Source organism: Aestuariivivens sediminis, from assembly GCF_022662105.1.
Taxonomy (GTDB): Bacteria; Bacteroidota; Bacteroidia; order Flavobacteriales; family Flavobacteriaceae; genus Aestuariivivens; species Aestuariivivens sediminis.
On record NZ_JAKMCP010000003.1, the window covers coordinates 192,542 to 216,707 of the forward strand.

Here is a 24,166-nt window from a genome sequence, read left to right on the forward strand (position 1 = left end):
AAAGAAGTCTTACCATTCCCAATAATGCCCAGAAACTAAGGTGCCTGGCCTGAATATTTAAGAACGGCACTCGTTTTAATTAGTTGACGCGTTCACCGTCTTCGAGTATGACCTTATAATAATAACCTGCTCCAAAATTTTTATCAATGGCAATTACACCTTCGAACGCCACCACATCGCCTACCGAAACAGTTTCCTGACTGGTTACCATGAGGTCATAAGCACCATTAAAGGCCGTCCCGTCCTGAACATGGATCCAGTTTTTGCCCATAATGTTAGCCGTAAATTTGGTGACCTCGCCAACCACCTTGACACGTTGTCCGGCATATTGCGAAGCCTTTTCAAACAAGGTCCCAATTCGGACACCACCTTCAATGGCTTCAATGTTCAATGCCAATCGGTCTAAAGTCGGTTGCTTGGCAGGTTTCATATTCTCGTTTGTTGCATTGGGATCGACAATGCCATTAACAGGATCCACCGCATTGGCGTTGGTGATTCCCCCAAGAAACAGTACAGTTTCAAAGGTTTTGTCCAGCTCAGTACTGTAAAAATTATGCATTTCTGCACCGCCCTTATAGTAATAGACCTCATGGGGTTGCGCCTCCATGGTGGGGACGGCAATCCATTTTTCAATCCCTTCCTCCAACACATGCAGGTAAGTATACGATGTGACCTGAATCACTTTCTGGACCACAACTTTCCTTAGTCCGCTATCGGCATGCGGATCTTGTGCCGTCCCATGTAAACCAAACAGCACAGTCGCCAAAATTAAGATTGTCTTCACTATTTTCATGTGTATGGTATTTCAGGATTATTTGTTCACGGTCGCATTTTCTACGATAATATTATAAAAGTAACCGGCTCCAAAATCCTTGTTCAAGGTCACTTTACCCTCTAGGGTGACCACATCTCCAACCTGTACTTCAGACGTCGTGGTGGCGGTAAGATCGAACTCTCCGTTGAATTCACTGCCATCCTGGATGTGTAACCAATTGACATTCATAATGCCGGGATTATATTTGGTGACCTGTCCCCTTAGCCTGACGACCTTATTGTTATATTGTTCTTTATTTTTAAACAGGTCGGCTATACTCAAGGTATTTCCTGAAGTTTCGACATTGACGTTCTTTTTTTCTATTACGGGTTTAGGATTGTTCATACTATTTAATGGCTGACTGTTTGCCCTTGTCGAGGTACTTGGCCCGGCTTTTATAGGTGAAGTGGCATCCGCTTCGGTGGCACTTATTTTTTCAATGAAATAAATCGTCTCAAACGCTCTGTTGAGTTCTTTGCTTTCAAAATTCTTCATTTCCATGGTCTCACCATAATAGTAGGTGCCCCCTATTTCAACATTTGCAGTTGGTGCTGCCAACCACTTTTCTTTACCATCCTCCAGGACACGGATATAAGAGTAATCCCTTACTTGTATCACCTCTTGGACAATACCCTTTTGGATCTCGGGTTTATAGGATCTATTGGTTGTTTTTGCATCCTTGCAAGATGCGACCAATACCATAAGAACAAGAACTTTAATAATATATTTCATTTGATTTTTTTTAGAGTTAATAAAAATTATAAAGCAAATTTAGGTAAAATGTACCTTTATTTAGCTGACAAATGTCATCTGCAATTATGACGTATTGTATTAATTTTGATACCGAATCAATACAAATGCATTGGACTCATCATGAAAAAATTATTAAAAATTATATACTCTCCCAGAACCACTCTGGGACTTTTGGTCATTTTTGCACTGGCCCTTGGCATTGCCACTTTTATTGAAAATGCTTACGATACCGCAACGGCCAAAATTTTGATCTATAATGCCAAGTGGTTTGAAGTACTGATGCTTTTAATGATATTTAATTTTATTGGCAGTGTACAGCGTTACCAGTTGCTCACCTGGAAACGCTTTTCGGGGTTTCTATTCCATACCGCCTTTATCATCATCATCATTGGTGCAGGGGTAACCAGATACATTGGTTTTGAAGGCATGATGCATATTCGAGAAGGTGCCTCCTCCAATTTTATTTACAGCAACCTAAACTACTTAAATGTAAGGGCATCGGATGGCTCTAAGAATTACTACCTTGATAAGGAAATGAACCTGAGTATGATCGGTGACAACACCTTTGAAATTACGATGGAGACTGAACAAAAGGGCACTGTTTCGATTCGTTACAAAGACCTGATCAGAAACGCGAAGGAATCTTATGTAGATGCGGAAAATGGTTTTGCAATGCTTGAACTGACATTGAGCGTGGATGGGCATCAAGACGATATTAAGTTAAAAGATGGGGAGGTGGAGTTTGTTCATAATTTTCCGGTTTCATTTAATAATGCCTCAAGACCTGATGGCCTGATGATCACGGGAAATCCCGATCAATTGTTCATCAACTTTGACGGCGATATCAAAACCTCGCGTATGCCCGATATGGAAGAGGGGCTGATCCCAAAAGACAGTCTTGGAGAATTTACTACTATGAAGTTATATGAACCCATGGGAACCGGAATGGCGGTTGTACTGACCGAGGTATTTCGCAATACCGCCATTGCTTATGTAGAAGCTAAAGACGATGAAAGGCGACCCAATGCCTTAATATTGGACGTAACCCACAACGGCCAATCTCAAGAGGTTAGTGTGCTTGGTGGTTCGGGCTACATGGACAATTATGTAAGTGTTCCCTTGGATGACCTGAGCCTGAAACTGGCTTATGGCGCTAAAAAAATCACCCTACCATTTTCATTGAAGCTCAATAGATTTGAATTGGAACGCTACGCCGGCTCCATGAGTCCCTCATCCTATGCGAGTGAGGTGACGCTTATTGACCGCAACAAAGGCATCACTAAAGACCATCGCATTTTTATGAACAATGTACTGGACTACGAAGGGTATCGATTTTTCCAGTCCTCCTACGATCAGGATGAGAAAGGAACCGTGCTTTCTGTAAACCATGATTACTGGGGCACCATGATCACGTATTTAGGGTATGCCTTAATGATTATCGGTTTTATATGGACCTTGTTCAATAAGAACTCAAGGTACTGGAGTTTAATGGAGATGATCAGAACAACGAGGGAACGCAGAAAAGCTCTGGCATTAATTGTTACTTCCCTAATGGTTCCCTGGTCACTTTTGTCTCAGCAGGCTCACCATGATCACCAACACGAAGCCAGCCCATATTCGGTGAGTGAAGTACATGCCAATGCATTTGGAGAACTCATCGTGCAAAATTATGAAGGTCGGTTTGAACCTGTGCATACCCTGGCTGTCGATGTCATGCATAAAATTTCAAGAATGGACAAGTTTGACATCCTGGAACGGGGCACAATGAGTTTAATACAGGTATTTCTGGATCTGCCGCTCAATCCTGAATTCTGGAAGACTCAGGACATCATTTACATCAGGGAACAGTCCGTTTCTGACCTTATTGGCGTTAATGGAAAACATGCGTCGTTCAAAGATTTTTTCAATGAAAAAGGTGAATATAAACTGGCTGAATTTGCAGAGACTGCTTTTAGAAAGGCCGATGCTGAGCGCAATAAATTTGATAAGGAACTGATTAAACTGAATGAACGGCTGGAAATATTCATGATGGCATCTCAAGGGAATATGCTGGATATTTTTCCCGTTCAAAATTCAAAAAACAATACATGGGTGAGCTGGGAAGACAGACAGGCACAACAACCCTTAACCGGCCCTATTCGCATCCTTAATGATGATCTGCAATTGCCACAATTGAATTATGCCAGTATTATGAGGGCCTATTTTTTGGAGGTCATAGAGGCCACCAAAACTGCCGATTATACAAGAGCCGATAAAATTCTTGGTTATCTCAAAAGCATACAGAGGCAAACCGCCTCGAATATCGACATTCCTTCAGAATCTAAAATAAAGAAGGAAATCCGCTATAATAAATCCAACATTTTTAAAAATCTTAAGAATGTCTATGGCCTGTTAAGTGTGCTATTGCTCCTGCTTACCTTTATTGACAATCTGCGATCAAAAAGAAACAGGTTCCTCAATGTTTTACTTTACACTTCCATTGGAATCCTTGCCATGGCCTTCCTGTATCATACCTATGGCATGGGCATGCGCTGGTACCTCTCCGGTCATGCACCCTGGAGCAATGGTTATGAAGCCCTGATCCTGGTTTCCTGGTCCAGTTTACTGGCGGGGTTCTGTTTTATGCGCTATTCAAAGATTACCTTGGCGGCAACATCGCTATTGGCATTCTTTACCTTAATGACCGCAGGCCACAGTAATTATGACCCGCAACTCACCAATTTGCAACCGGTACTCAAATCGTACTGGCTCATCATTCATGTGGCTACATTAACCATTAGCTATGGGTTTTTGGGCCTTGGCTTTATTTTGGGTCTCTTCAATATGGGAATTTATATATCCAAAACGAAAACGAATGTGAGACGTCTTTCTTTAATTACAAAAGAACTGACCTACATCAATGAAATGAATTTAACCATTGGGTTGCTATTGGCCACCGTGGGCACCTTCCTGGGAGGCGTGTGGGCCAATGAATCCTGGGGGCGCTATTGGGGATGGGATGCCAAGGAAACCTGGGCATTGGTGATCACCATTGTATATACCATTATCCTGCATTTGAGACTGGCTCCAAAAATTAAAGGGGAATTCATTTTTAATGTGGCCGCCATATTTGGTTTTGGATCGGTATTAATGACCTTTATCGGGGTGAACTATTATTTCACAAAAGGTATGCATTCGTATGCCAGTGGAGAGACACCCGTATTTCCTATGTGGGCCTGGTTAACCATTCTTGCCATTGTTCTTATTATAATTATAGCGGGTATTAGGGAAAAACATAATAAAAAATATATAGTTGACTAATTCGAATATTATTTTTTTTAAACCCTGTTACTAATATTTAACAGGGTTTTTTAATCGCTGCCTTTTCAGGTATTAAATTTTATCTAGCTTTATTTTAAAGTATTGTTCCTTTACTAGTGCTGAAACAATTACTATTAATAAAGACACGATCGAAATCCATGCCCATGTAGGGAAAATGGGCGGATCGTCTGAAGCATAACTGTGAAGTCCCTTTGTAAAGTAGTAATTCACCCCAATGAATGTCATGAGCACACTGCCGAAGGACAGCACAGATGCGATATTAAAAACCAAAGCAGATTTCATTTTTGGGATAAACTTGAAATGCAATATGAGGCCATAAATCAATACGATGATTAGAGACCAGGTTTGTTTTGCGTTCCAAGACCAGTAATTTCCCCAGGATTCGTTGGCCCATATACATCCTATAAATGTGCCAATGGCTGTCAATACCATTCCAACGGTCACCAGTTTTTCATTGATAAAAGAAAGCTCCTGTATCACCAGACTAAAGCGTTCCTCTTTCTTTTTTGTCTTTACTAAATTCAGGGAAATATTAATGAGTCCGATCAGGAAACTCAATGCCAAAAAACCATATCCTATAGTAATAATGGCAACATGTATGATAAGCCAATAGGATTTTAAAACGGGGTTTAAGTTGGTGAGCTGAGGGTCGTAATAGCTATGCCCGGCTGTCAATAAAATAAAAAAAGCGAGTAAGGCCGTAGACCCTATGGTTATTTTAGAATATCTAATTACAGAGAATCCAGCCAACATACCTCCCCAGGCCACTAATAAAAGCACTTCATATCCGTTACTCCAAGGGGCATGTCCTCCGATATACCATCGTAGTCCCATGCCAAAGGTCTGATATGCAAAAGCGATTATAATCAGCCCGACTATGAGTGAAATGCATAACCCCAATGTCTTACTGTTTTCTGTTTTAAAATTCTTCACAAAAGTCAAAAGCAAAAGTATCATACCCAATAGTGCATAGATATATTTGAGAACCACAAATATGTTAGATTTATTATAATATACTTCCAGTTCAATTTTGGCTGTGGTGGGAAGCAATTCAGGCGGTGTTAATTCCCTTTGAATGTTCTCAATGTAGTTTATGAATTTATCCGGAATATCATAATCATTCTTCTCTCTGGCATATACGGTTGAGATAAGGTACCCGCGCATTATATTGTGATACGTAAATTTATCGAGCTGTAAACCCGGATTGAGATTCACGATCGTATGACTTAATGGTTTAGTGGCAAGAGGATCATTCCAACTTATCCACTTATTATTCTGGGAATGAACCTCCGGAAATACTTTAAGTAAGGTGCCATGAATGGCCATATTGAATATGTTCACCCGTTCTGTCACTTTTAATACCTCCCTGTCAAATGTATTCTGGGCTTCTGCTCTTTTTTGAAATGCATTCTGGGCCAAATCACTTAACTTATAGTTGTTATTCTTATCAAAAAAAATATGAAATGAAGCCATTTTTCCGGACAGGCCTAAAACATCTCTCAAAGATTTTTCCCGAATCACGATCAATTCCTGTTGTTTATAAAACTCGGGGTCCACGTGCATATCTAAGAAAAGTTGCATGGCATCCATGGTTCCCTTACCGGCAAAATTAAAACGATCCTTCCCGTTGAGCTTATGCATCACATCGATGGCCAGTGAATTAATGGATGAAAACCGCCCGTCATAGGTTTGAACCAATACATGTCCGAAACGATCTGCATGGTCTTTGTTTATGGGTTTTAGGTAACTTGTTTGAGACCACCCAAAACTCAGGGCACCCAGGCATAAAAAAACAGTTAGATATAAGGCCTTTCTCTTGGCCCTGACCTCTTTTATCCGCTCATCCAATAGAGAGAAATGGGATCTTTTGGAAAACAAAATCAATAGGGCTCCCAGAGTCATCAATAGATATCCGAAATAGGTAACTCGGGTCCCGTAATAATCGTAATTTACGCTAAGAATTGTTCCATTTTCATCGTCGTCATAAGAAGTTTGAAAAAACCTATAGCCATCATAATCCAAAACCTTATTCTTGGAAATCAGGTATTGTTCTTTAATGTTTTTTCTTTTATCAATTAGGGTAACTTTGCTTTCTGAAGCAGAAGGGATATTGGTGCCCGGATATTTGCTTAAGGTAAATTTATCGAGTTCCATAGAAAAGGGAATTTCTATGGGTTTGGGCCCGTAGGTCATCTCCAGTTGCAAACCTCCTATATCGAAAGATTTAAATTTTTGAATATATTTTGTATCATCATAAAATAAAATGGCCTCATGGGCATTGCCTTTAAATGTGAGCCCTACCACTAAAGCATCCGGACCTTTTTTGTTTGGGTTTCTAGATTGGTAATCTACCTTTTCTTCTTCTGTGCCATAGCGTGTAAAATAATCTTTAGCTTCAAAAATATAGTCCTGATACGTTATTTCCAATAGTTCTGTATCGTCAACAGGGAATTCCAAATGAAAGTCATTGCTCTGAATCTGCGAGAAATGGATTGGTGAATTACTGGAATAAGCAATGGCACCATTATCGCCTCTTATCTGAAGATAAGGCTCCACAGAGTGTATGGTATTCACGGCTTCATTTTCAAGTATATGCATGCTGGCTTCAAAACCGAAATAACGCGTGATACCTCCACCAATAAACAATACAACGAATGAAAAATGAAAAACAAGCTGTGGCATCTTTTCCCAATACCACAGGTTCTTTCGAATCACCATTGCAATGTATTGAACGACCAACACAAACATTAACAGCTCGAACCAAAATGCATTATAAATTAATCGTTTTGTAGTGGCTGTATCATAAGCCTCTTCTATTAACGTTGCAGATGCTATTATGAAAATAAAAACAGCCAAAATAAGCATGGATGCTTTTGAAGAAATTAGAGAGTTCCAAAGTAATTTCATACTTAGATTAGAAACAATGGTTTTTTAAAGTTTTATGTAAAATTAGGTAATTAAATTTTGAATATAGACAAAGGGGCAAATGCCCCTTTTTATACCTTTTTAAAGTTGTTATTCATTACCAACAATTTTTACCATTTCCACAATGCTCGTTCGTTGGTCCCACCCAAGAATAGCCAAGTCCCGGAACCATTGAACCCAGAAATTTACCAGGCTCGTCGGGGTCAGCAGGTGCCGGATGCCACACATAACCAGCACCCAATGCATTAATTTCGGCTTCAGTGTCCATTAAGTAATAGTCAGGAGCCTGACCTCCGGAAGTTTTTTCGCCCCCTCCTTCCCATCCATACCAGAATGAATAGAACCATACTTTACCATCAACATGTTTTGAAGTCCCGTACGTTCCTTGATATTTTGCTACTCCACTGGCAGCTCCCGGATCATTATTATGACACCAGAAACATTGCACTTTCGGCCATGAATGTGAAAGTGCTGTTCCATAGTTTGCATCTTCGGTTATTACGAGAAGCTGATCCGGAGAATTATGGGCCCCTGTATTGGCTCCGTGGGCCCCTGTATTGGGATATTGATCGTTTGCAGTAACAACTCCATTACCCGTTCCCTCTACTATAGTGTATGCAGGAGCATCAGGCATTGAAGGTCCCGGGTGGCATGAATTACACGCAGTGATAGAGCCGGTTGTCCAATCAGGTGTTGTACTATACACCATTGTTGTTGCACTGCTATCGGAATTCCATACCGATACACCTTCACTGTATTTATTGGCAGTACCACCATTACTATGGCAGTAAATATTGTTACAAGTCGTACCTGTCCATGGGTCGGGTGTATTGGTATCTAGTCCATTTCTTGTCGCCAGACCATTGGGGTCAAAAACAATATTTATGGTTCCACTGGGGTGTGTAGGCTCAGAAGCCCCTCCACTACCATGACCGAAATGACATGTAGAACAGGCAAATCCATATCTGTCCTTATGTGTTACATGAACAGCCGAGGTAAATGTGGGTGCATTGGTTTCATGGCACGAGGTACAGCCTCCGCCCGAAGGAGAGAAATTCGAGCTGTGCGGATGGCAATTAGTACAAGTTTGTCCCGGTATTCCAGCTCCCTGACTGGTATGATATTGATCACTTCCCGATCCGTTGTTGAGGAAATGGGATAGCGGTGTAGCGTCATAATTAGGATCATGACAAACTTCACAAATACCATTAAACTTTTCTGGATTGTCAGCTCCTAAACCATCGGCGAAAGAATTGTTTCCAGACCGAGTTGTGAAAATCACATTTTTATTACCGCTCACTGGGGTAGTTATAGTTCTTTTAATCATGTAAATATTGTCGTCCACGGTGAGGTCTACAGTATTATGAACCTCATGACAATCCAGGCAATCCATCCCGTTATGAGTCCCATAATTATGACAGTCGGTACATAAGGAAGCATCGTTGGTGGTTCTTAATAGATTGCCATTGGCAGCCAATCCTAAAGATCCCGTCACGTCGTCGTGTACCCCATGACAGCTGGAACATTCCACTTTAGAATTTACCAACTGGGTATTGGTCGGGGCTGCATTGAATCTGGAATCGCCACCGTTGTACGTCACGCCAACGGGATGGGAGCCTCTGTTATTGCTGTTATCTGTGGAATATAAGCCTTTATCTCTCTTACGGTGGCAATCTTTGCACAATAAATCGCCGGTATTGTCAATTCGCAAATAGGGACTTCCTGCACTATTTTCATGTTGGTTATGGCAGGTGGAACAAATAATTTTATTGTCTACAATTCTTAACTGCATCGATGAATCTGACGGTGGCCACACTTCTTTCGTATCATTTTCCGCCAGGACATCCCATGCATGCGAAGAGGTACCATTATCGGGATTTACTAGCGGTTTGGCGCTGGCCGCTCCTGTTGAGGTATGGCAGCTTTGACAAAGGAGCGCGTTTCCTGCCACGGCAGTTAAAGAAGAACCCGGGGCATTATGGGTAATATGACAAGAGGTACAATTGTATAATGAGTGATCTGTCGTCGTATTCACCGTCACTGCCAAGGATTCTGTCGGACCGGTCCCACAAGCATTGGTAAGATTAACGGTAATATTTCCATTATTGCCAACAGCACCCGTAATCACTTTTATACGGTTGGTATTGGATGCCCCATCAAAACTCCAACCACTCGGTAAAGTCCAGTTATACGTTGCGTCAGGTGCAGACAACACTGCATAAGAGAAAGAACTGTTTGCCGCTACCGTAGCTTCTCCATAAATTACAGATGGCGTAAGTACATCAGAAACGGATATGATAATCACATAATTGACACTGGTCAGACCGGTAGTGGTGTTGGTAACCGTGAGATTACCATAGTATTGTCCTGCGGGCGCCGTTGCAGGTACCGTAAGAGCTATTGGACTCAACCCTAAATCAGCCAGTATGACGTTGGTGAAACCGGCTGATATTTCTGCATCACCCAAATAACGGATGCTATACTTATTCGGATCATTTGTCGTATTGCTGTATGGCAGATCGGTTTGAGTGGTTCCGCTACAAATCGCTGCAATTTTACCCAGGGTAATGGTAGGCGGATTTACGGCAGTAGAAATTGTAACCGTAATTGAATAACTACTACTGGACAAACCCGTACTTGAATTCCTAACTGTTAAGTTACCATTGTAGACACCCGCTGTGGCAGCGACAGGAACAGTTAAAATAATAGGACTTGAAGGAAGAGCATTTAGGTTTATATCTACAAAACCCTGTCCTTCTGCGGTGGCATCATAATCAATACTATATTGATCCGGACCATTGGTTGTTGCCGTATACGGTAAATTGGCCGTCGTTGTTCCTTCCGAAACAGAAGGCATCGCTCCTAAGGTTATTGTAGGTGGGCTTGCCCCAGCTGTAACAGTAATTGTAATTGCATAATTAGTACTGGTTAAACCTGTAGTTGAATTTCTAACCGTTAATACAGCATTATATATTGCGGCAATTGCCGTACCCGGAACTACCAAAACTATGGGACTTACAGGAAGAGCAGCTGAGGTAACATCTAAAAATCCTTGTCCTTCTGCTGTGACATCGTAGTCGATACTGTACTGGTCAGGACTATTGGTTGTGGCTGAATAAGGCAAATTAGCCGTTGTTGTCCCTTCGGTAACAGAAGGCATAGCTCCCAGAGTAATTGTAGGTGGCCCGGGAGTAATGGTTACAGTAATGGCATAGTTACCACTTGATAAACCCGTTGAAGAATTTTTTACAGTTAAAATACCATCATAAGTGGATGGTACTGCTCCGGCCGGAACAACGAGTGTGATTGGACTCGCAGGAAGTACAGCATCCGTTACATCAACAAAACCCTGAGCTTCAGCAGCAACATCGTAATTTATGCTGTACAGATCCGGGTTCTCGGTAGTCGCACTATAGGTTATATCAGCCGTTGTTGTTCCTTGGACGACTGAAGGGTTAGCATCAGCTAAAGTAATTGTTGGTGGTGTCCCGGCTGTAACCGTGACTGCCAGTGTTGATAACGGTCCGTCCCCACAACTATTGGTTACATAAACCGTAATGTCTCCCCCCTGTGTTCCTGAGGTGACGGTTATGGAATTCGTTCCCTGACCTGTAATTGGACCCCATCCTCCTGGATTTCCCGGGACGGTCCAGGTATAACTGATGGCGCCGGCTACAAGATCGACACTATAAACCAATCCACTTGTATTTTCAGTTACGGTGGTTAGACCAGAAATTGGTCCGGCTGAGACCACATCATTAACAGACACCGTTTCAGTTATTCCGGAAAGCGTCCTCGTACAGGTCCCATCATCAACCAAGGTCAGATTTAAGGTCACATCTGCGGTGACTCCGGATATGGTAACATCAACAGTGCCTCCTCCTCCAATAGTTGTAGTACCTGAAGCATCACCCGTATAGGTGACTTGGTCATTGGGAGTTCCTGAAATAGTAAATATGGCATCATCACCCGTACAAACCGGGCTATTTGAACTGAGGGTAGGTGCTGTGGGTAAGGGATTGACCGTAACCGTTTCGGTGTTAGTAAGTGTCCTGGTACAGGTCCCGTCATCAACCAAGGTCAGATTCAAGGTCACATCTGCAGTTACCCCGGATATGGTGACATCAACAGTGCCACCACCACCTATGGTTGCGATTCCCGAAGCATCACCCGCATAGGTAACCTGATCTCCCGGAATTCCCGATATGGTAAATATGGCATCCTCACCCGAACAAACCGGGCTGTTGGAACTGAGGGTGGGTGCTGTGGGTAAGGGATTGACCGTCACCGTTTCGGTGTCAGTAAGTGTCCTGGTACAGGTTCCGTCATCAACCAAGGTCAGATTCAAGATCACATCTGCAGTAACCTCGGATATGGTGACATCAACAGTGCCTCCTCCCCCAATAGTTGCGGTTCCCAAGGCATCGCCTGTATAGGTGACCTGGTCTCCCGGTGTTCCCGATATGCTAAATATGGCATCCTCACCTGAACAAACCGGGCTATTGGAACTGAGTGTGGGCGCTGTAGGCTGATTTACGGAGATCGTAATTGGATAATCAGGACTTGTTTCACCTCCGCTTATGGTTACTGTAAAAATTGCATTATAAGTTCCCTCTGCAGCACTTGGAGGAACCCCCAATGAAATGGGGCTAGTTGGCAATACTGCCAAAGTGACATCTACAAACCCCTGACCTTCAGCATTTGCATCGTAATCAATGCTATACTGGTCAGGGTTATTTGTTGTTGCACTATAACTTAAATCAACTGAAGTATCCCCTTTACAAACGTTCAAAGCCGTATTATCCAAAGTTATTGTAGGGATTACAGCTTCAGTGTAAGTTAATCTTACCTGACCATTGGCACCTGCTCCACCATCACCTTTATCACCTTCACCACCACCTCCTCCTCCAGGGGCTAAACCTGGAGACCCGTTACCGCTAATGCCCCCATTTCCACCTGCACCACCGTCTGTGGGAGTAGTGGGGGTATTACCTCCCGCTGGAGTTCCGCCATTATTTCCAATTCTATCAGTTCCAGCCGAAGAACCGCCACCACCACCTGTATTGGCACTATTACCAGAGCCCCCACTTCCACCTGACCACCTTACTGCACCAATTCCTTCTGATTCTAATCCTCCTGCTCCTCCGGCACCAGGAGTATTTCCTATAGCTGCAATACCACCAGACCCTCCTTTGGCCAAAATGGTTGTATTACTAATAAACCAACTATCTCCCCCTGGATTTCCATCTCCGTTAGTTGCGATTTCCGGCAATCCTCCTAAACCAACATTTACTGTGTAAAAATTTCCAGGAATAACAATCAGTACAGCATAGCTATAAGCACCACCTCCCCCACCTCCGGATCCGAGGCTGTTTCTATTACCACTTCCTCCGGCACCTCCGGCTCCCCAACATTCCACGGTAACCGAAGTCACAGTTGGAGGTGCTTGCCAGGTATCCGAAGTTGTAAAGGTTCGCGTCGTTTGAGCACAAACCGTTTGAAATAGACCGAAGAGGAAAAGGACGATTCCAAGTTTAAATAGCGACAATGTTATATAGTGCTTTTTAGTGTTCATGTGTTCAATCTTTTAAAACCAGCTTTTCCTGTTCTGCAAAATTTTCCGCATTGATATAGACGATATATATTCCCTTGTCAAAGTTTTCAATATTTACAGGGATATACATGCTACCATCGTATTGCGTTATATAATAAGGGTCAAAGACCTCTGCATAAATGGTTTGACCTGAAGTACTGTTAATGCATATACCAATGTTGGATGTTATTGGGGCTAATGGTGTAATTTTAATGGTAAAAGCCCCATAAGAAGGATTGGGATAAATGACCAGGACATCGGTATCTGTATTACTGCCAACAGGTATTACCTTGCTTACCTCAAGGGTACCACAATAATGATTGATGGCCGTATATGTGACCGTGTAATTGCCTTTTTTACTATAGGTATGGATCGGGTTCTCCTCGGTGGAAGTGGTGTTATCTCCAAATTCCCAATAATGGGCATCGGCTTCAGTCGCGTTGCTGATAAACTGCACTTCAAAACGATTGATATCATAGTAAAAGTCTGAATTTAAAAATGAATGCACCAAAACATTGATAAGGTCGGTTGCTGAACAGCCATACCCATTGGTTACCGTGACACTGTAGGTGCCCTCGGCGCTCACTTCAAGGGTTCTGCCTGTACTTCCATCACTCCACAAATAGCTATCAAACAAGCCGGCATCCAACGTATAAGTTGAACCTCCTTCGCAAATATCAACATCGGGCCCTAAATCCAATACAGGTAAAGGATTTTCAATGACTTCAACGGTAGCAGAATTTGTACATCCATTTTGGTCGGTCACCATGACACTGTAAAAACCGGCCATATTTATGGTTAGGGTTTGGTTGGTGCTGTTGTTATTCCATTGATAGCTTTCAAAATCTCCTGGATCGAGTACAATGGAATTTCCCTGGCAAAGTGTATAAGTGTCAGCCAGGTTTATAATAGGTAAAGGATTTTCTATAACCACCGCCGAACCCGAAAAAGTCCCAGAATTATCTAAACCATCTGTGAGCGCACTCAACTCATAGACACCAGGTGTTGATGTTAGGAGCTGATAAGGGCTTTGATCGGCTGTAAGGGTTCCGGCAGGAATTCCATCTATGGTATACGTAAAGGTCCATGGGGATGCTCCCGTGAAATCAATGGAGAGCATGGTGGATTCTCCGGAACATACATAAAAATCTGAAGTTGTAAGGGATGCCGTAGGAGTTACATTCTCAGAAATGGCGATATCAAAAAAACACTGCCAGTCAGTATTCGTACAATACTGGTCATTGATGGATATAATCTCATAAGTGCCTTTTTCGGATAGGGTAAGTTTATAAGGATTATCTGAAGTTGTTATTGATGTGGGGTTGACCTCATCTCTTATATAGGTAAAGGTATATGGGGCACTGCCCGTAAAATAAATATCAACATCTCCGGATACTCCGGGGTTAATCAAAATCTGATTCCCTGTTAGATCAAGAGATGCCGAAGGTAATGCATTCACAACAACATCAACACTTCCATTGCTTATTGAACCACTGCAACCATCATCGCGCATAGCGATTATTTCATACAATCCAGATATTTCGGGAATGAGGGTGTGAAGCCGATTGGCAGAGTTCCCCTCTATTGGCTGTCCGTTATCAATGGTATATGTAAATTGATATGGTGGTGTTCCCGTAAATTGTAATTCTATTCCCGAAGTATCATTATGGCATCGTACCACAGTATTGGATAGTGCAGTGACTGAAGGACTCTCAAGACTCGCTGAAATTAAAGTACTTCCCGTAAAACAGGCACCAGCCACATCATTACTGTCTGTTACGGCTGTTACTTCATAAAGACCTGGTTCGGTAACCTCAAAACTAAACGGTGACTCATTGGCATTAAGAGATATTGGGTTTAACTTATCGACGGTATAGGTAAAAGACCATGGCCCGTTTCCTGTAAAATTAATTTCAATACTGCCTGTGGCATCGGTACAAATGGTTTGGTCCTCACTTGTTATAGTGGCCGTGGGTAAGGCATCAGTGATTGAGAAAATATCAATGGCCCCTTTGTTCATGGAAGATACGAATGCCCTATTATCGGAGGTAAAAACAATGTCCATCGGTAAATTCAACTCCCCGTCACCGTCACCCTGAAATCCGAATTTTGTCAGATAATTTCCACTGGAATCGTAAACATTCACACGTCCCAAATAGGGATCCACCACATAAATATTACCGCAAGTCCCCATGGATACACCCATGATTCGTTGAAACTCACCGTCTTTTGTTCCAAAACAACCAAATTGATTAATTAAATTACCATCTTCATCTAAGATATATACTGTGGTTACGGGGCCCCAACTACTGACATCCCATTGACCGCTGTAACAATATTGAACATCTTCACCAATGCCCCCATGTTCAGAAACAATAAAATGATTGTTTTGTTTGTCGTAGGCAATACCCGTGGGGAATACAAAATTTTCAGAAGTAAAATTTGAAACAACAGTTCCGGAGCCATCCAGTCCAATTACTTTTTTCAGTTTGCTATCCGCAACATATAAGATATTCTTTAAACCGAACACCATGGCATTTGGTTGATCGGTACCCGAATAAAAAATCGATTTAGTCCCGTTTGAAGCTAAGCTATAAATATTGCCGGAGATCTGATCGCCCGCAAAAAGGTTATTGTTCTTATCTAGAGCAATGGATATGGGATTGAAATCGGTGGCAATGGTTGCCAGATAATTGCCCTGGGCGTCATATTTTATAATGCTGTGTTGAATGGCATTGATGACATACACATTGTCGTCGGTATCCACGGCCATTCTTCCCGGTGCCGTTATTTCACCGGTAAGTGTTAACAAAGGAGTCGTGACTATAGGAGGTCTTTCAGTGATGGTTACCGCTACCGGTTTTATGGTATAACATCCCCCCGTATTGGTCAATTTGATGTAATAGGTACCAGATGCACTGACGGACTCAGGGGTGGTCAGTTGATTCGTTGCGGATGGATCGGTCCAGTAGGACAAGGTCCCTGAATCGCTTCCGGCAGTTATGTTTGGATCGGTTAAATTAACCGTAGCCGGTATGTATACCGCTTCAGGATTGGTAATCGTTAGATTTGGTGTATCATACAAGGTAATTTGCGTTGTATTGGAGGCCAAAGTTTGTGTTGCATTGGTTTGCCCACAACTGCTATCTGTAGAATAGCCTACACAGAAGTACCAGCGAGACCCTAAATCGTCCGTAGTGCTCGGAGGTGTATAGGTTGTAGAGGTTGCACCTTGAATTAAAGTAGCTCCGGCAATCAGATTACTGTCTGTTGTATTGTAATACCACTGATAGGCAGCCGTATTAGACCCGGGGTTGTAGCTCAATGGATTGCCACTGTCTAAACTCACTGTTGCGCCGAAGACTTGGGTCGACGGATTTGATGTCCCAATTCCAAATCGGTCTTTATAATAATCCCAATGCTGTGAGACCTCTGCAGAATTGAATTCTTTATTCAGATATAAATTATAGATGGGTAATTTCGCGTTGCCAGTTCTAGACAATCCACCATCATAGAAGAACCCATTAATATTGGATGAAGTTGCAAATGCATTAGCATTTAAAATAGTTCTTTCAACATTATTAATATATATTTTAAAGTTTGATGGTGTTGAAAAACCATTTCCGTTATATGAAATTAAAATTTGATACCAAGTATTAATGGCTATGGCATCATTAATTTTCATTCTGGCATTTGCTCTATGACCAAATGTAAAGGTGCCATATCCGGAAAACTGCGAAGAAGGGACAAATGCTGTAACAAAGGCATCACTCTGACCATTTACTTTGACAACTATTGGATGTGGAAAATTATCATATAAACTATTGAAATAGATCCAATATTCTATTGTAAATGCTTGTGCTGTGTTAATAGCAGGGTTTGTATCGCCAAGAGCATAATCATCAACCCCATCAAAAGTCAACACCCCACCATTAGCGGTGTCGTAGCCTACACCATTTTGTAAAACTGCATCGTAGCCATTGCCGCTCAAATCCAGCCAATCGGTTGCATAGCCCGTTGCCTGATTGGGTGTGATCTCAGCCGTTAAAGTAGCAGCAGCATCACCTACACATACACTTTGTGTTACTGAAGGGTTTATGGCAGTGGCCGTGGGGCAATCTATACCACTTTGAGCCCATGGTATAACAAAACCGGTGCATAAGAATAAACTCAATACTATGTGTTTAAAGCCTTCCATTCTTTAGGTAAATTGTGCAGATTTAAAAGATGTTATTATTAGGCTATCTCCTGTGCACTCCTCGTTATTCTTCTGGATTGCATAGTTGTTATCTTGAGAATCAATAGCCATTCTACCGGGAGCATCGAGTCCGTAACTTATCAATTGTAAAGGGGTGTAATCACTTTCACTATTTTGAGCGAACGAAGTGATCACATAAATCATTAAAAGATTACATAAAATGGTATGTTTCAGAGAGGTAAGCATTTATAAAACTTGCAACCCTAAATTTAATCTTTGTTTCGCCGAAATAATATGACAAAAGTCAGCTAAGGCACTAATATTTCTTCTTTATAACGGAAATAAACTAGATTATAACGAAGTTCGTATTTCATCCCGGGAGGAACCTTAGAGTATCATAATAAATGTCAACAGAAGTGTCCACACAGTCCAAAATTTTTATTCCTGTTTTAATTAAAAAACATGGAGAAGTCAGAAGTATATATTCACTCTAATGCAGTGTCTTCAGTATGGGGCAGCAAAATGGATATTGGGCAGCAAAAAAAGATTTAAAAATAAAGTAAACAATATTAAGTGGTTCCTAATGCATCAGAGAAGCATTTAAATCTATTTTATAAAATATTAATTCTGTCCGGTGTAATAGTCGAGAAGCTTTAAACGTAAGACATATTCATACTTCACATTATTTAGGCTTACCTTGGCATTCTCTAAGTTGTTTTTGCTAATGATGTAGCTCACACTATTATCAACGCCATTGTTAAACCTTATTTCGTTAATACGCATGGATTGTTGGTAGGCTTCATTCTGAGATTGAAGGACTTGATATCTTTCGTATGCAGCCGTCATATCCTTATAGGTTTGTTCAATGGCTGAACGCAACTGCAACTTAATGCGATTTAAGTTTACGTTGGCCTCTTCTCTTCTTATCTTTTCCAGAGCCACTCGGTTCTTAGACTCGAAACGATTGAAGATAGGTATGTTCACCTGTATGCCCACCGCACTATAAAGGTTATTCTCGAATTGGTCATTATACGAGATAGCTTCACTTGCAAAATTGGGTTCCTCTCTTAACACGGGGTAGTCAACACCGCTGAAATTAACATAATCGCCCGTTTCAATAACACTAGAGCTCGTTTCATTGAAGATTTGCGCCAAACTTGAGTAATTGGTATTTAAATTCGCAAAGAATGAGACCTCAGGCGTAAAGCTGGCACGCGCAACGGCAACGCTCTTTTTAGAGGCCTGTAATCTAAGTTCACCGGCTTTTACAATGGCCATGTTTTCAAGAGCCTGGGTATACACATTTTCTAGGGAACTGTTGTATTTATCAAAGTGATCGGGAATATCGATAGCCACAACCTCTAAGTCGGTTTGAATGTTCAATACCGTTTTCAATTCGGTTAGCGCGTCGTCATAATTGTTTTTAGCTGTTATGAGATTGGCTTCATCTGATGCTCTTAACCCCTGAAAATCCCGATATTCGGCCGGGTTAGCCATTTCTTCTTCAAACATGGCATCGAGGCGACGTAACTGATCCTCTGTAGACTGCATTCTATTTTTGGCCATATGATACAAATCCTGTGTATTCACCACCTGTAAATAGGCCAGCGTGACATTGAGGATCACATTGAGCCGCTGATCTTCCCTTTCCAATTCAGCAGCCTTCCAATTGAGCTTCTCCATTTTCCATTGGTTCAATAGTCTAAAACCATTGAATACAGTGGCATTCAGGCTCAGGCCTGCATTGGAAAAGGTTAATTTCTCATCTATATAGCTATTCGTAAACGGATCGATACTGCGTCCGGAAGCCTTACCGATATTATAGTTCCCATTAATGCTTGGTAATAAGGCATTCCTGCTTCTATTAAAACTCACCTTCGCTAATCGAGAATTTAAATCTGCCGATTTTAAATCCAGATTATGCTTCAGTGCCAGATTGATACATTCCTGCAAATTATATGTAGGTGTCGACTGTTGTCCGTACGATGTCGCTATAAAGAGGACAAATAAAATGATTACTATGTGTCGCATGTCTCTTGTTTTAGTGCTTCAATGGTATCAGTGCATGAGTATATTGCCTAAATGACTACCTATTCCGTTCTTAAGCTGTTTACAGGATTAGACAGTGCAGCTCTTATGGCTTGAAAGCTTAGGGTAAATAGTGCTACTAACAATGCCAGTAGTCCAACGACAGCAAAGATCCACCAATCCAGGGTTATTCTGTATGCAAAATCCTGCAGCCATTTGTCCATAAACCACCAGGCTATCGGAGAGGCAATCAAAAAGGCGATGAGCACGAGTTTTACAAAGTCCTTAGAAAGCATTTTCACGATGTTGGTCACCGATGCACCCAGTACTTTACGTACGCCAATCTCTTTTGTTCGCTGCTCGGCTATGTATGTCGCCAGACCCAACAAACCAAGACAGGCAATAATGATGGCCAGGATAGCAAATGTCACTGCCACACTCCCGACACGCTGTTCCTGACGATACATATTATCGAAGGATTCGTCCATAAAAGAATAGTTGAAGGGCATTCCCGGGGCGACTTCCTTATATTTGGCTTCTATGGTATCCACAAGACCCGCCACGTCCGCTGATTTGAATCTATAGGCTGACACCCAGCTATTATCGGCCAATCGGAAACTCAAGGCGCCCACATTTTCCCTAAGCGACTCGTAATTGAAGTTCTTAACAACGCCGATAATTTTAACGGTATACACATCCCCTCTTGCGTTCGTTTGGTACAGATTTTTACCTACCGGATCTTTAAGACCTGATAATTGCACAGCCGTTTCATTGATCACTACAGACATGGAATCCGATCCAAACTCTCTTGAGAAAAAGCGGCCCTCCAGCATCTCCATTCCCATATTGTCCAGATAGTCATAGTCAACCGGCCAAAATTGCATGTTAAAGCCATTCGACTCCGTCATGACCGCTTCAGTTGAAAAGGTCGTATCACTTCTTGAAGAATCCGAAACGGGCAAAAAGCCCGCAAAAGAGGCAGAAACCACATCGGTTAACTGCTCAATCTCATCTCTTAAGGATTTTCGGGTCTCCTGAGGTACTCCGGAGTTATTCACCAACAGCATCTGTTCTTTATTGAACCCCACTTGCGTATTCTGAATATAGTTCAATTGCTTATAGATGACTACCGTGCCAACGATAAGTATGATAGATGTTGTAAACTGGAATATGACCAGGAAATTTCTAAGGGTATTTTTTTTGTGCCCGGTTCCAAGCTTCCCCTTTAATACAGTTACGGGTTGGAATCTCGACATAAAGAATGCCGGATAGATTCCTGCAAAAGTGCCCACAATAAACGGGAATACGATTAGGAAAATGATGAATTGTGGTGTTAACAGATTGGACATTTCCATTTCTTTGCCTGACATCCCATTGAACCATCCCAGGGATAATTTCACAAACAATAAACCGATTATTAAGGCCAGAATGGAAATGAGAATCGATTCGGTTAAGAACTGACCGATTAATGATTTCTTTCCTGTTCCCAACACTTTTCTGATACCTACTTCTTTGGCGCGTCCTGAAGAACGCGCTGTGGTCAGATTCATAAAATTGATGCATGCCAGAATTAATATGAATAGGGCCACAGCAGAGAAAATATATACATATTGTATATTGCTGTTAGCGCTTAACTCAGCATACCTTGAAGATTTCAAATGGATATCCTTAACCGGAAACAAGGCATAGGATAAATGATTACCTCCCTTTTCGAAGTCGTCCATACTTTCTATCTGCATGTATTGCTGCGCCTGGGGAACGATATATTTATCGATGACTTCCGGAAAATTAGCATTAAATGCTTTGTAATCTGCGCCGTCTCTCAACCGAACATAGGTGTAAAAGTTATGACTTAGATAGTTTCCATAACCATATTCCACATTGTCCATGGAAAAGAAAAAATCACGTCTGAAGTGAGCGTTCTGTGGCATGTCCTCAATAACAGCTGTCACTTCATACAGGGTCCGGGTATTATCATTGGTTTCCAAAAACGCCCCGACAGCCTCCTGTGCACTGCCAAAATAGCGGATAGCTGCCGATTCCGTAATGACCACCGTATTCGGTTCATTCAAGGCCGTTTTGGTGTTTCCTACCAAAGCCGGTAAGGTAAATACATCGAATAAGGTAGAATCGGCATGAACAACACTGTTCTCCTCGATATACTTGTTTTTGTTCTTTATTAACTTCGATCCGCTCGCTGCGAATACCCTGGCAAATTGCTCAACATCAGGATAGTCTCTCTTCAGTGTTTCTCCCATAGGGTCGGAACTCAAGGCCATTATCAATTCTGTTCCCCCGAAGACAATATCGGAGTGGACTCTGTACAGATTGTCAATATGCTCGTTATGCTTGTCATAGCTCAGCTCGTCGGATACAAACATGGCGATGACAATGAAGCAACCGATTCCCAGAGAAAGGCCTATAATATTGATTGCGGTAAACCCTTTGTTTTTCAAAAGATTTCTCCATGCTGTTCGTATATAATTTTTGATCATAATTGTCGTTTTTTGATTGCTGTTGCTATTTTATACGAGTACATTTTCAGTCACTTTCTGCCCGTCTAGCATGCGTATAATGCGATGGCTGTATTTGGCATCGTGTTCACTGTGGGTGACCATGACAATGGTCGTACCGGCATCGTTCAATTCGGTTAGCAGATCCATAACTTCATTGCCATTGCTACTATCGAGATTTCCTGTTGGCTCATCGGCAAGTATTAACTTGGGGTTATTTACTACGGCTCTTGCCACAGCCACCCGTTGCTGCTGTCCTCCTGAGAGTTGCTGAGGAAAGTGCTTTCTTCTGTGCATGATCTGCATTTTTTCCAAAACCTCTTCTACTCTTTTTTTACGCTCTTCCGGTTTTACACCCGTATAAATGAGAGGTAACTCAACATTTTCGTATACCGTGAGTTCATCGATGAGGTTAAAACTTTGGAATACAAACCCGATATTATGCTTTCTTAAATTGGCGCGTTTGCGTTCATTAAAGTCCGTGACTTCAATCCCGTTAAATTCAAAGCTTCCTCCATCGGGATCATCCAGTAGTCCGAGAATATTGAGTAAAGTGGACTTCCCGCAGCCTGAAGGTCCCATAATGGCTACAAATTCACCTTCCTTAACCGAGAATGACAGTTTATTTAAGGCTATAGTGCGAACTTCATCTGTACTGTAGAATTTTTCCAAGTTGTTAATTGTTATCATTTGATTCCGTGTTTTTTGCGTAATTAATTGTTTATTATTCGTTTATGACAAGTTCTTCAATATCTTCATAGTTACTGTAGCTGGAAGTCACTACCTTATCGCCGGGCTGTAATCCTCCGGTTACCTCATAGAATTCTGTGTTCTGGCTTCCTAGGGAAATATCGACTTTATAGGCCTGCGTGCCGTCTTCACTAAGCTTAAAAATCCAATTGCCCCCTGTAGTTTGAAAGAAGCCTCCCTTCGGCACCAATAAGGCCTCCTTCTCCTGACTCAACGCCACTCTTATCTGCAGAGTTTGTCCGCGTCTGATACCCTCCGGTACGTCCCCTTCAAACTCCATATCCACCTGAAAACGTCCGTTTGTCACCTGAGTGTACACCTTTTTAATGACCAGTGTATATTGGTTGTTGTTAAACGTAAAGGTTCCACGCTGTCCGGGGTAGATGCGCGCGATATAGTGCTCATCGATGTCCACACGGACTTTAAAACCATTGAGTACATCAATTTGACCCAACCGTTCACCCTTTATTTTAGATTGTCCAATCTCGGCATCTAAAGAGGTCAACTGGCCATCAACAGGGGCCTTTACAATAAGATCGGCCACTTTCCTGCGCATAAGTTCAAGCGCATTTTGAGTACGCTCATAGGAACTGCGTATCTGTTCTTGCTCTTGACGGGTAGCCACCGAATCCTGTTGTAAAATCTGTTTGGCCAACTGCATTCTTTGTTTTTGATAGTTATATTCGTTTTCTGATTTGATGAATTCCTGACGTCCTACAGCATCCTTTTCGTAAAGCTTTTTGTTGAGCTTATACAACCGCTCAGCTTCAATTAAACTGTTCTTAACATCAGTAAATTGATTTAACTTATTAATGGTATTTTGTCTTGCGGCATTTTGTGAAATTTGCATCTGGGTCAGCAGGTTATAAACCGAAGTTTCCTGATTCACCAGGCTAAGCTCCAGATCGGTATTGGTTAACCTAAGAATGGGTTCGCCTTGCTTCATAACCGCACCGTCTTCCACATACTTCTCTTCAACACGACCGCCTTCCAAGGCATCCAGATAAATTGTTGTAATGGGTAAAACAACGCCATTAACCGGGATATTCTCCTGGAACACGCCGCGCTTAATCGTGCTAATGCTCAGTCTTTCTTTTTGAACATTGAGTTTGGAATTGCCGGTGGATGAGAGTATGGCATACAGGATGAAAACCACACCTATTGCCGCGCCACCCATGGTTAGCAAATTTGATTTTGAAAACTTCTTTTTTTCGATAGGTATGTCCATGTAATACAAATTTTAATTGCTAGTATGGGAATACTGTGCCAAA

At 41.9% G+C, this 24,166-nt stretch carries 11 protein-coding genes; 1 reads left to right on the plus strand and 10 read right to left on the minus strand.

Annotation, left to right across the window (positions count from 1 at the left end; translation table 11 throughout):
• Positions 1 to 79 precede the first annotated feature (79 nt).
• Positions 80 to 793, minus strand: coding sequence for a hypothetical protein (locus MR054_RS08805; protein ID WP_242157548.1), 714 nt, complete (start codon positions 791 to 793; stop codon positions 80 to 82).
• 18 nt (positions 794 to 811) lie between these two features.
• Complete coding sequence (locus MR054_RS08810; protein WP_242157549.1) at positions 812 to 1,546, minus strand: hypothetical protein; 735 nt, start codon at positions 1,544 to 1,546, stop codon at positions 812 to 814.
• Between the two features lie 141 nt (positions 1,547 to 1,687).
• Between MR054_RS08810 and MR054_RS08815 the strand changes: the two genes are divergently transcribed.
• Complete coding sequence (locus MR054_RS08815; protein WP_242157550.1) at positions 1,688 to 4,867, plus strand: cytochrome c biogenesis protein; 3,180 nt, start codon at positions 1,688 to 1,690, stop codon at positions 4,865 to 4,867.
• 72 nt (positions 4,868 to 4,939) lie between these two features.
• On the opposite strand, the gene MR054_RS08820 is transcribed toward MR054_RS08815, so the two are convergent.
• From MR054_RS08820 to MR054_RS08855, 8 genes are all read right to left on the minus strand, one after another.
• The gene (locus MR054_RS08820; protein ID WP_242157551.1) at positions 4,940 to 7,795 is read right to left on the minus strand and encodes a cytochrome c biogenesis protein; all 2,856 of its coding nucleotides are present in this window, start codon (positions 7,793 to 7,795) and stop codon (positions 4,940 to 4,942) included.
• Between the two features lie 115 nt (positions 7,796 to 7,910).
• The gene (locus MR054_RS08825; RefSeq protein WP_242157553.1) at positions 7,911 to 13,388 is read right to left on the minus strand and encodes a glycine-rich domain-containing protein; all 5,478 of its coding nucleotides are present in this window, start codon (positions 13,386 to 13,388) and stop codon (positions 7,911 to 7,913) included.
• A gap of 4 nt (positions 13,389 to 13,392) precedes the next feature.
• Complete coding sequence (locus tag MR054_RS08830; protein ID WP_242157555.1) at positions 13,393 to 17,580, minus strand: PKD domain-containing protein; 4,188 nt, start codon at positions 17,578 to 17,580, stop codon at positions 13,393 to 13,395.
• A gap of 27 nt (positions 17,581 to 17,607) precedes the next feature.
• Positions 17,608 to 17,850: a hypothetical protein gene (locus tag MR054_RS08835; RefSeq protein ID WP_242157557.1), complete on the minus strand. Its 243-nt coding sequence runs from the start codon at positions 17,848 to 17,850 to the stop codon at positions 17,608 to 17,610.
• Positions 17,851 to 18,225: 375 nt separating this feature from the next.
• Positions 18,226 to 19,635, minus strand: coding sequence for a TolC family protein (locus MR054_RS08840; protein WP_242157558.1), 1,410 nt, complete (start codon positions 19,633 to 19,635; stop codon positions 18,226 to 18,228).
• Positions 19,636 to 19,694: 59 nt separating this feature from the next.
• Positions 19,695 to 22,127: an ABC transporter permease gene (locus MR054_RS08845; RefSeq protein WP_242157559.1), complete on the minus strand. Its 2,433-nt coding sequence runs from the start codon at positions 22,125 to 22,127 to the stop codon at positions 19,695 to 19,697.
• A gap of 30 nt (positions 22,128 to 22,157) precedes the next feature.
• Positions 22,158 to 22,835 (minus strand): ABC transporter ATP-binding protein, encoded by a 678-nt coding sequence (locus MR054_RS08850; RefSeq protein ID WP_242084886.1) that lies wholly within the window; start codon positions 22,833 to 22,835, stop codon positions 22,158 to 22,160.
• 34 nt (positions 22,836 to 22,869) lie between these two features.
• Positions 22,870 to 24,123: an efflux RND transporter periplasmic adaptor subunit gene (locus MR054_RS08855; protein WP_242157560.1), complete on the minus strand. Its 1,254-nt coding sequence runs from the start codon at positions 24,121 to 24,123 to the stop codon at positions 22,870 to 22,872.
• Between the last annotated feature and the right edge of the window lie 43 nt (positions 24,124 to 24,166).

Coding starts and splice junctions, on each gene's coding strand:
- MR054_RS08805 (WP_242157548.1), bottom strand. CDS start 793: ATGAAAATAGTGAAGACAATCTTAATTTTGGCGACTGTGCTGTTTGGT.
- MR054_RS08810 (WP_242157549.1), bottom strand. CDS start 1,546: ATGAAATATATTATTAAAGTTCTTGTTCTTATGGTATTGGTCGCATCT.
- MR054_RS08815 (WP_242157550.1), top strand. CDS start 1,688: ATGAAAAAATTATTAAAAATTATATACTCTCCCAGAACCACTCTGGGA.
- MR054_RS08820 (WP_242157551.1), bottom strand. CDS start 7,795: ATGAAATTACTTTGGAACTCTCTAATTTCTTCAAAAGCATCCATGCTT.
- MR054_RS08825 (WP_242157553.1), bottom strand. CDS start 13,388: ATGAACACTAAAAAGCACTATATAACATTGTCGCTATTTAAACTTGGA.
- MR054_RS08835 (WP_242157557.1), bottom strand. CDS start 17,850: ATGCTTACCTCTCTGAAACATACCATTTTATGTAATCTTTTAATGATT.
- MR054_RS08840 (WP_242157558.1), bottom strand. CDS start 19,635: ATGCGACACATAGTAATCATTTTATTTGTCCTCTTTATAGCGACATCG.
- MR054_RS08845 (WP_242157559.1), bottom strand. CDS start 22,127: ATGATCAAAAATTATATACGAACAGCATGGAGAAATCTTTTGAAAAAC.
- MR054_RS08850 (WP_242084886.1), bottom strand. CDS start 22,835: ATGATAACAATTAACAACTTGGAAAAATTCTACAGTACAGATGAAGTT.
- MR054_RS08855 (WP_242157560.1), bottom strand. CDS start 24,123: ATGGACATACCTATCGAAAAAAAGAAGTTTTCAAAATCAAATTTGCTA.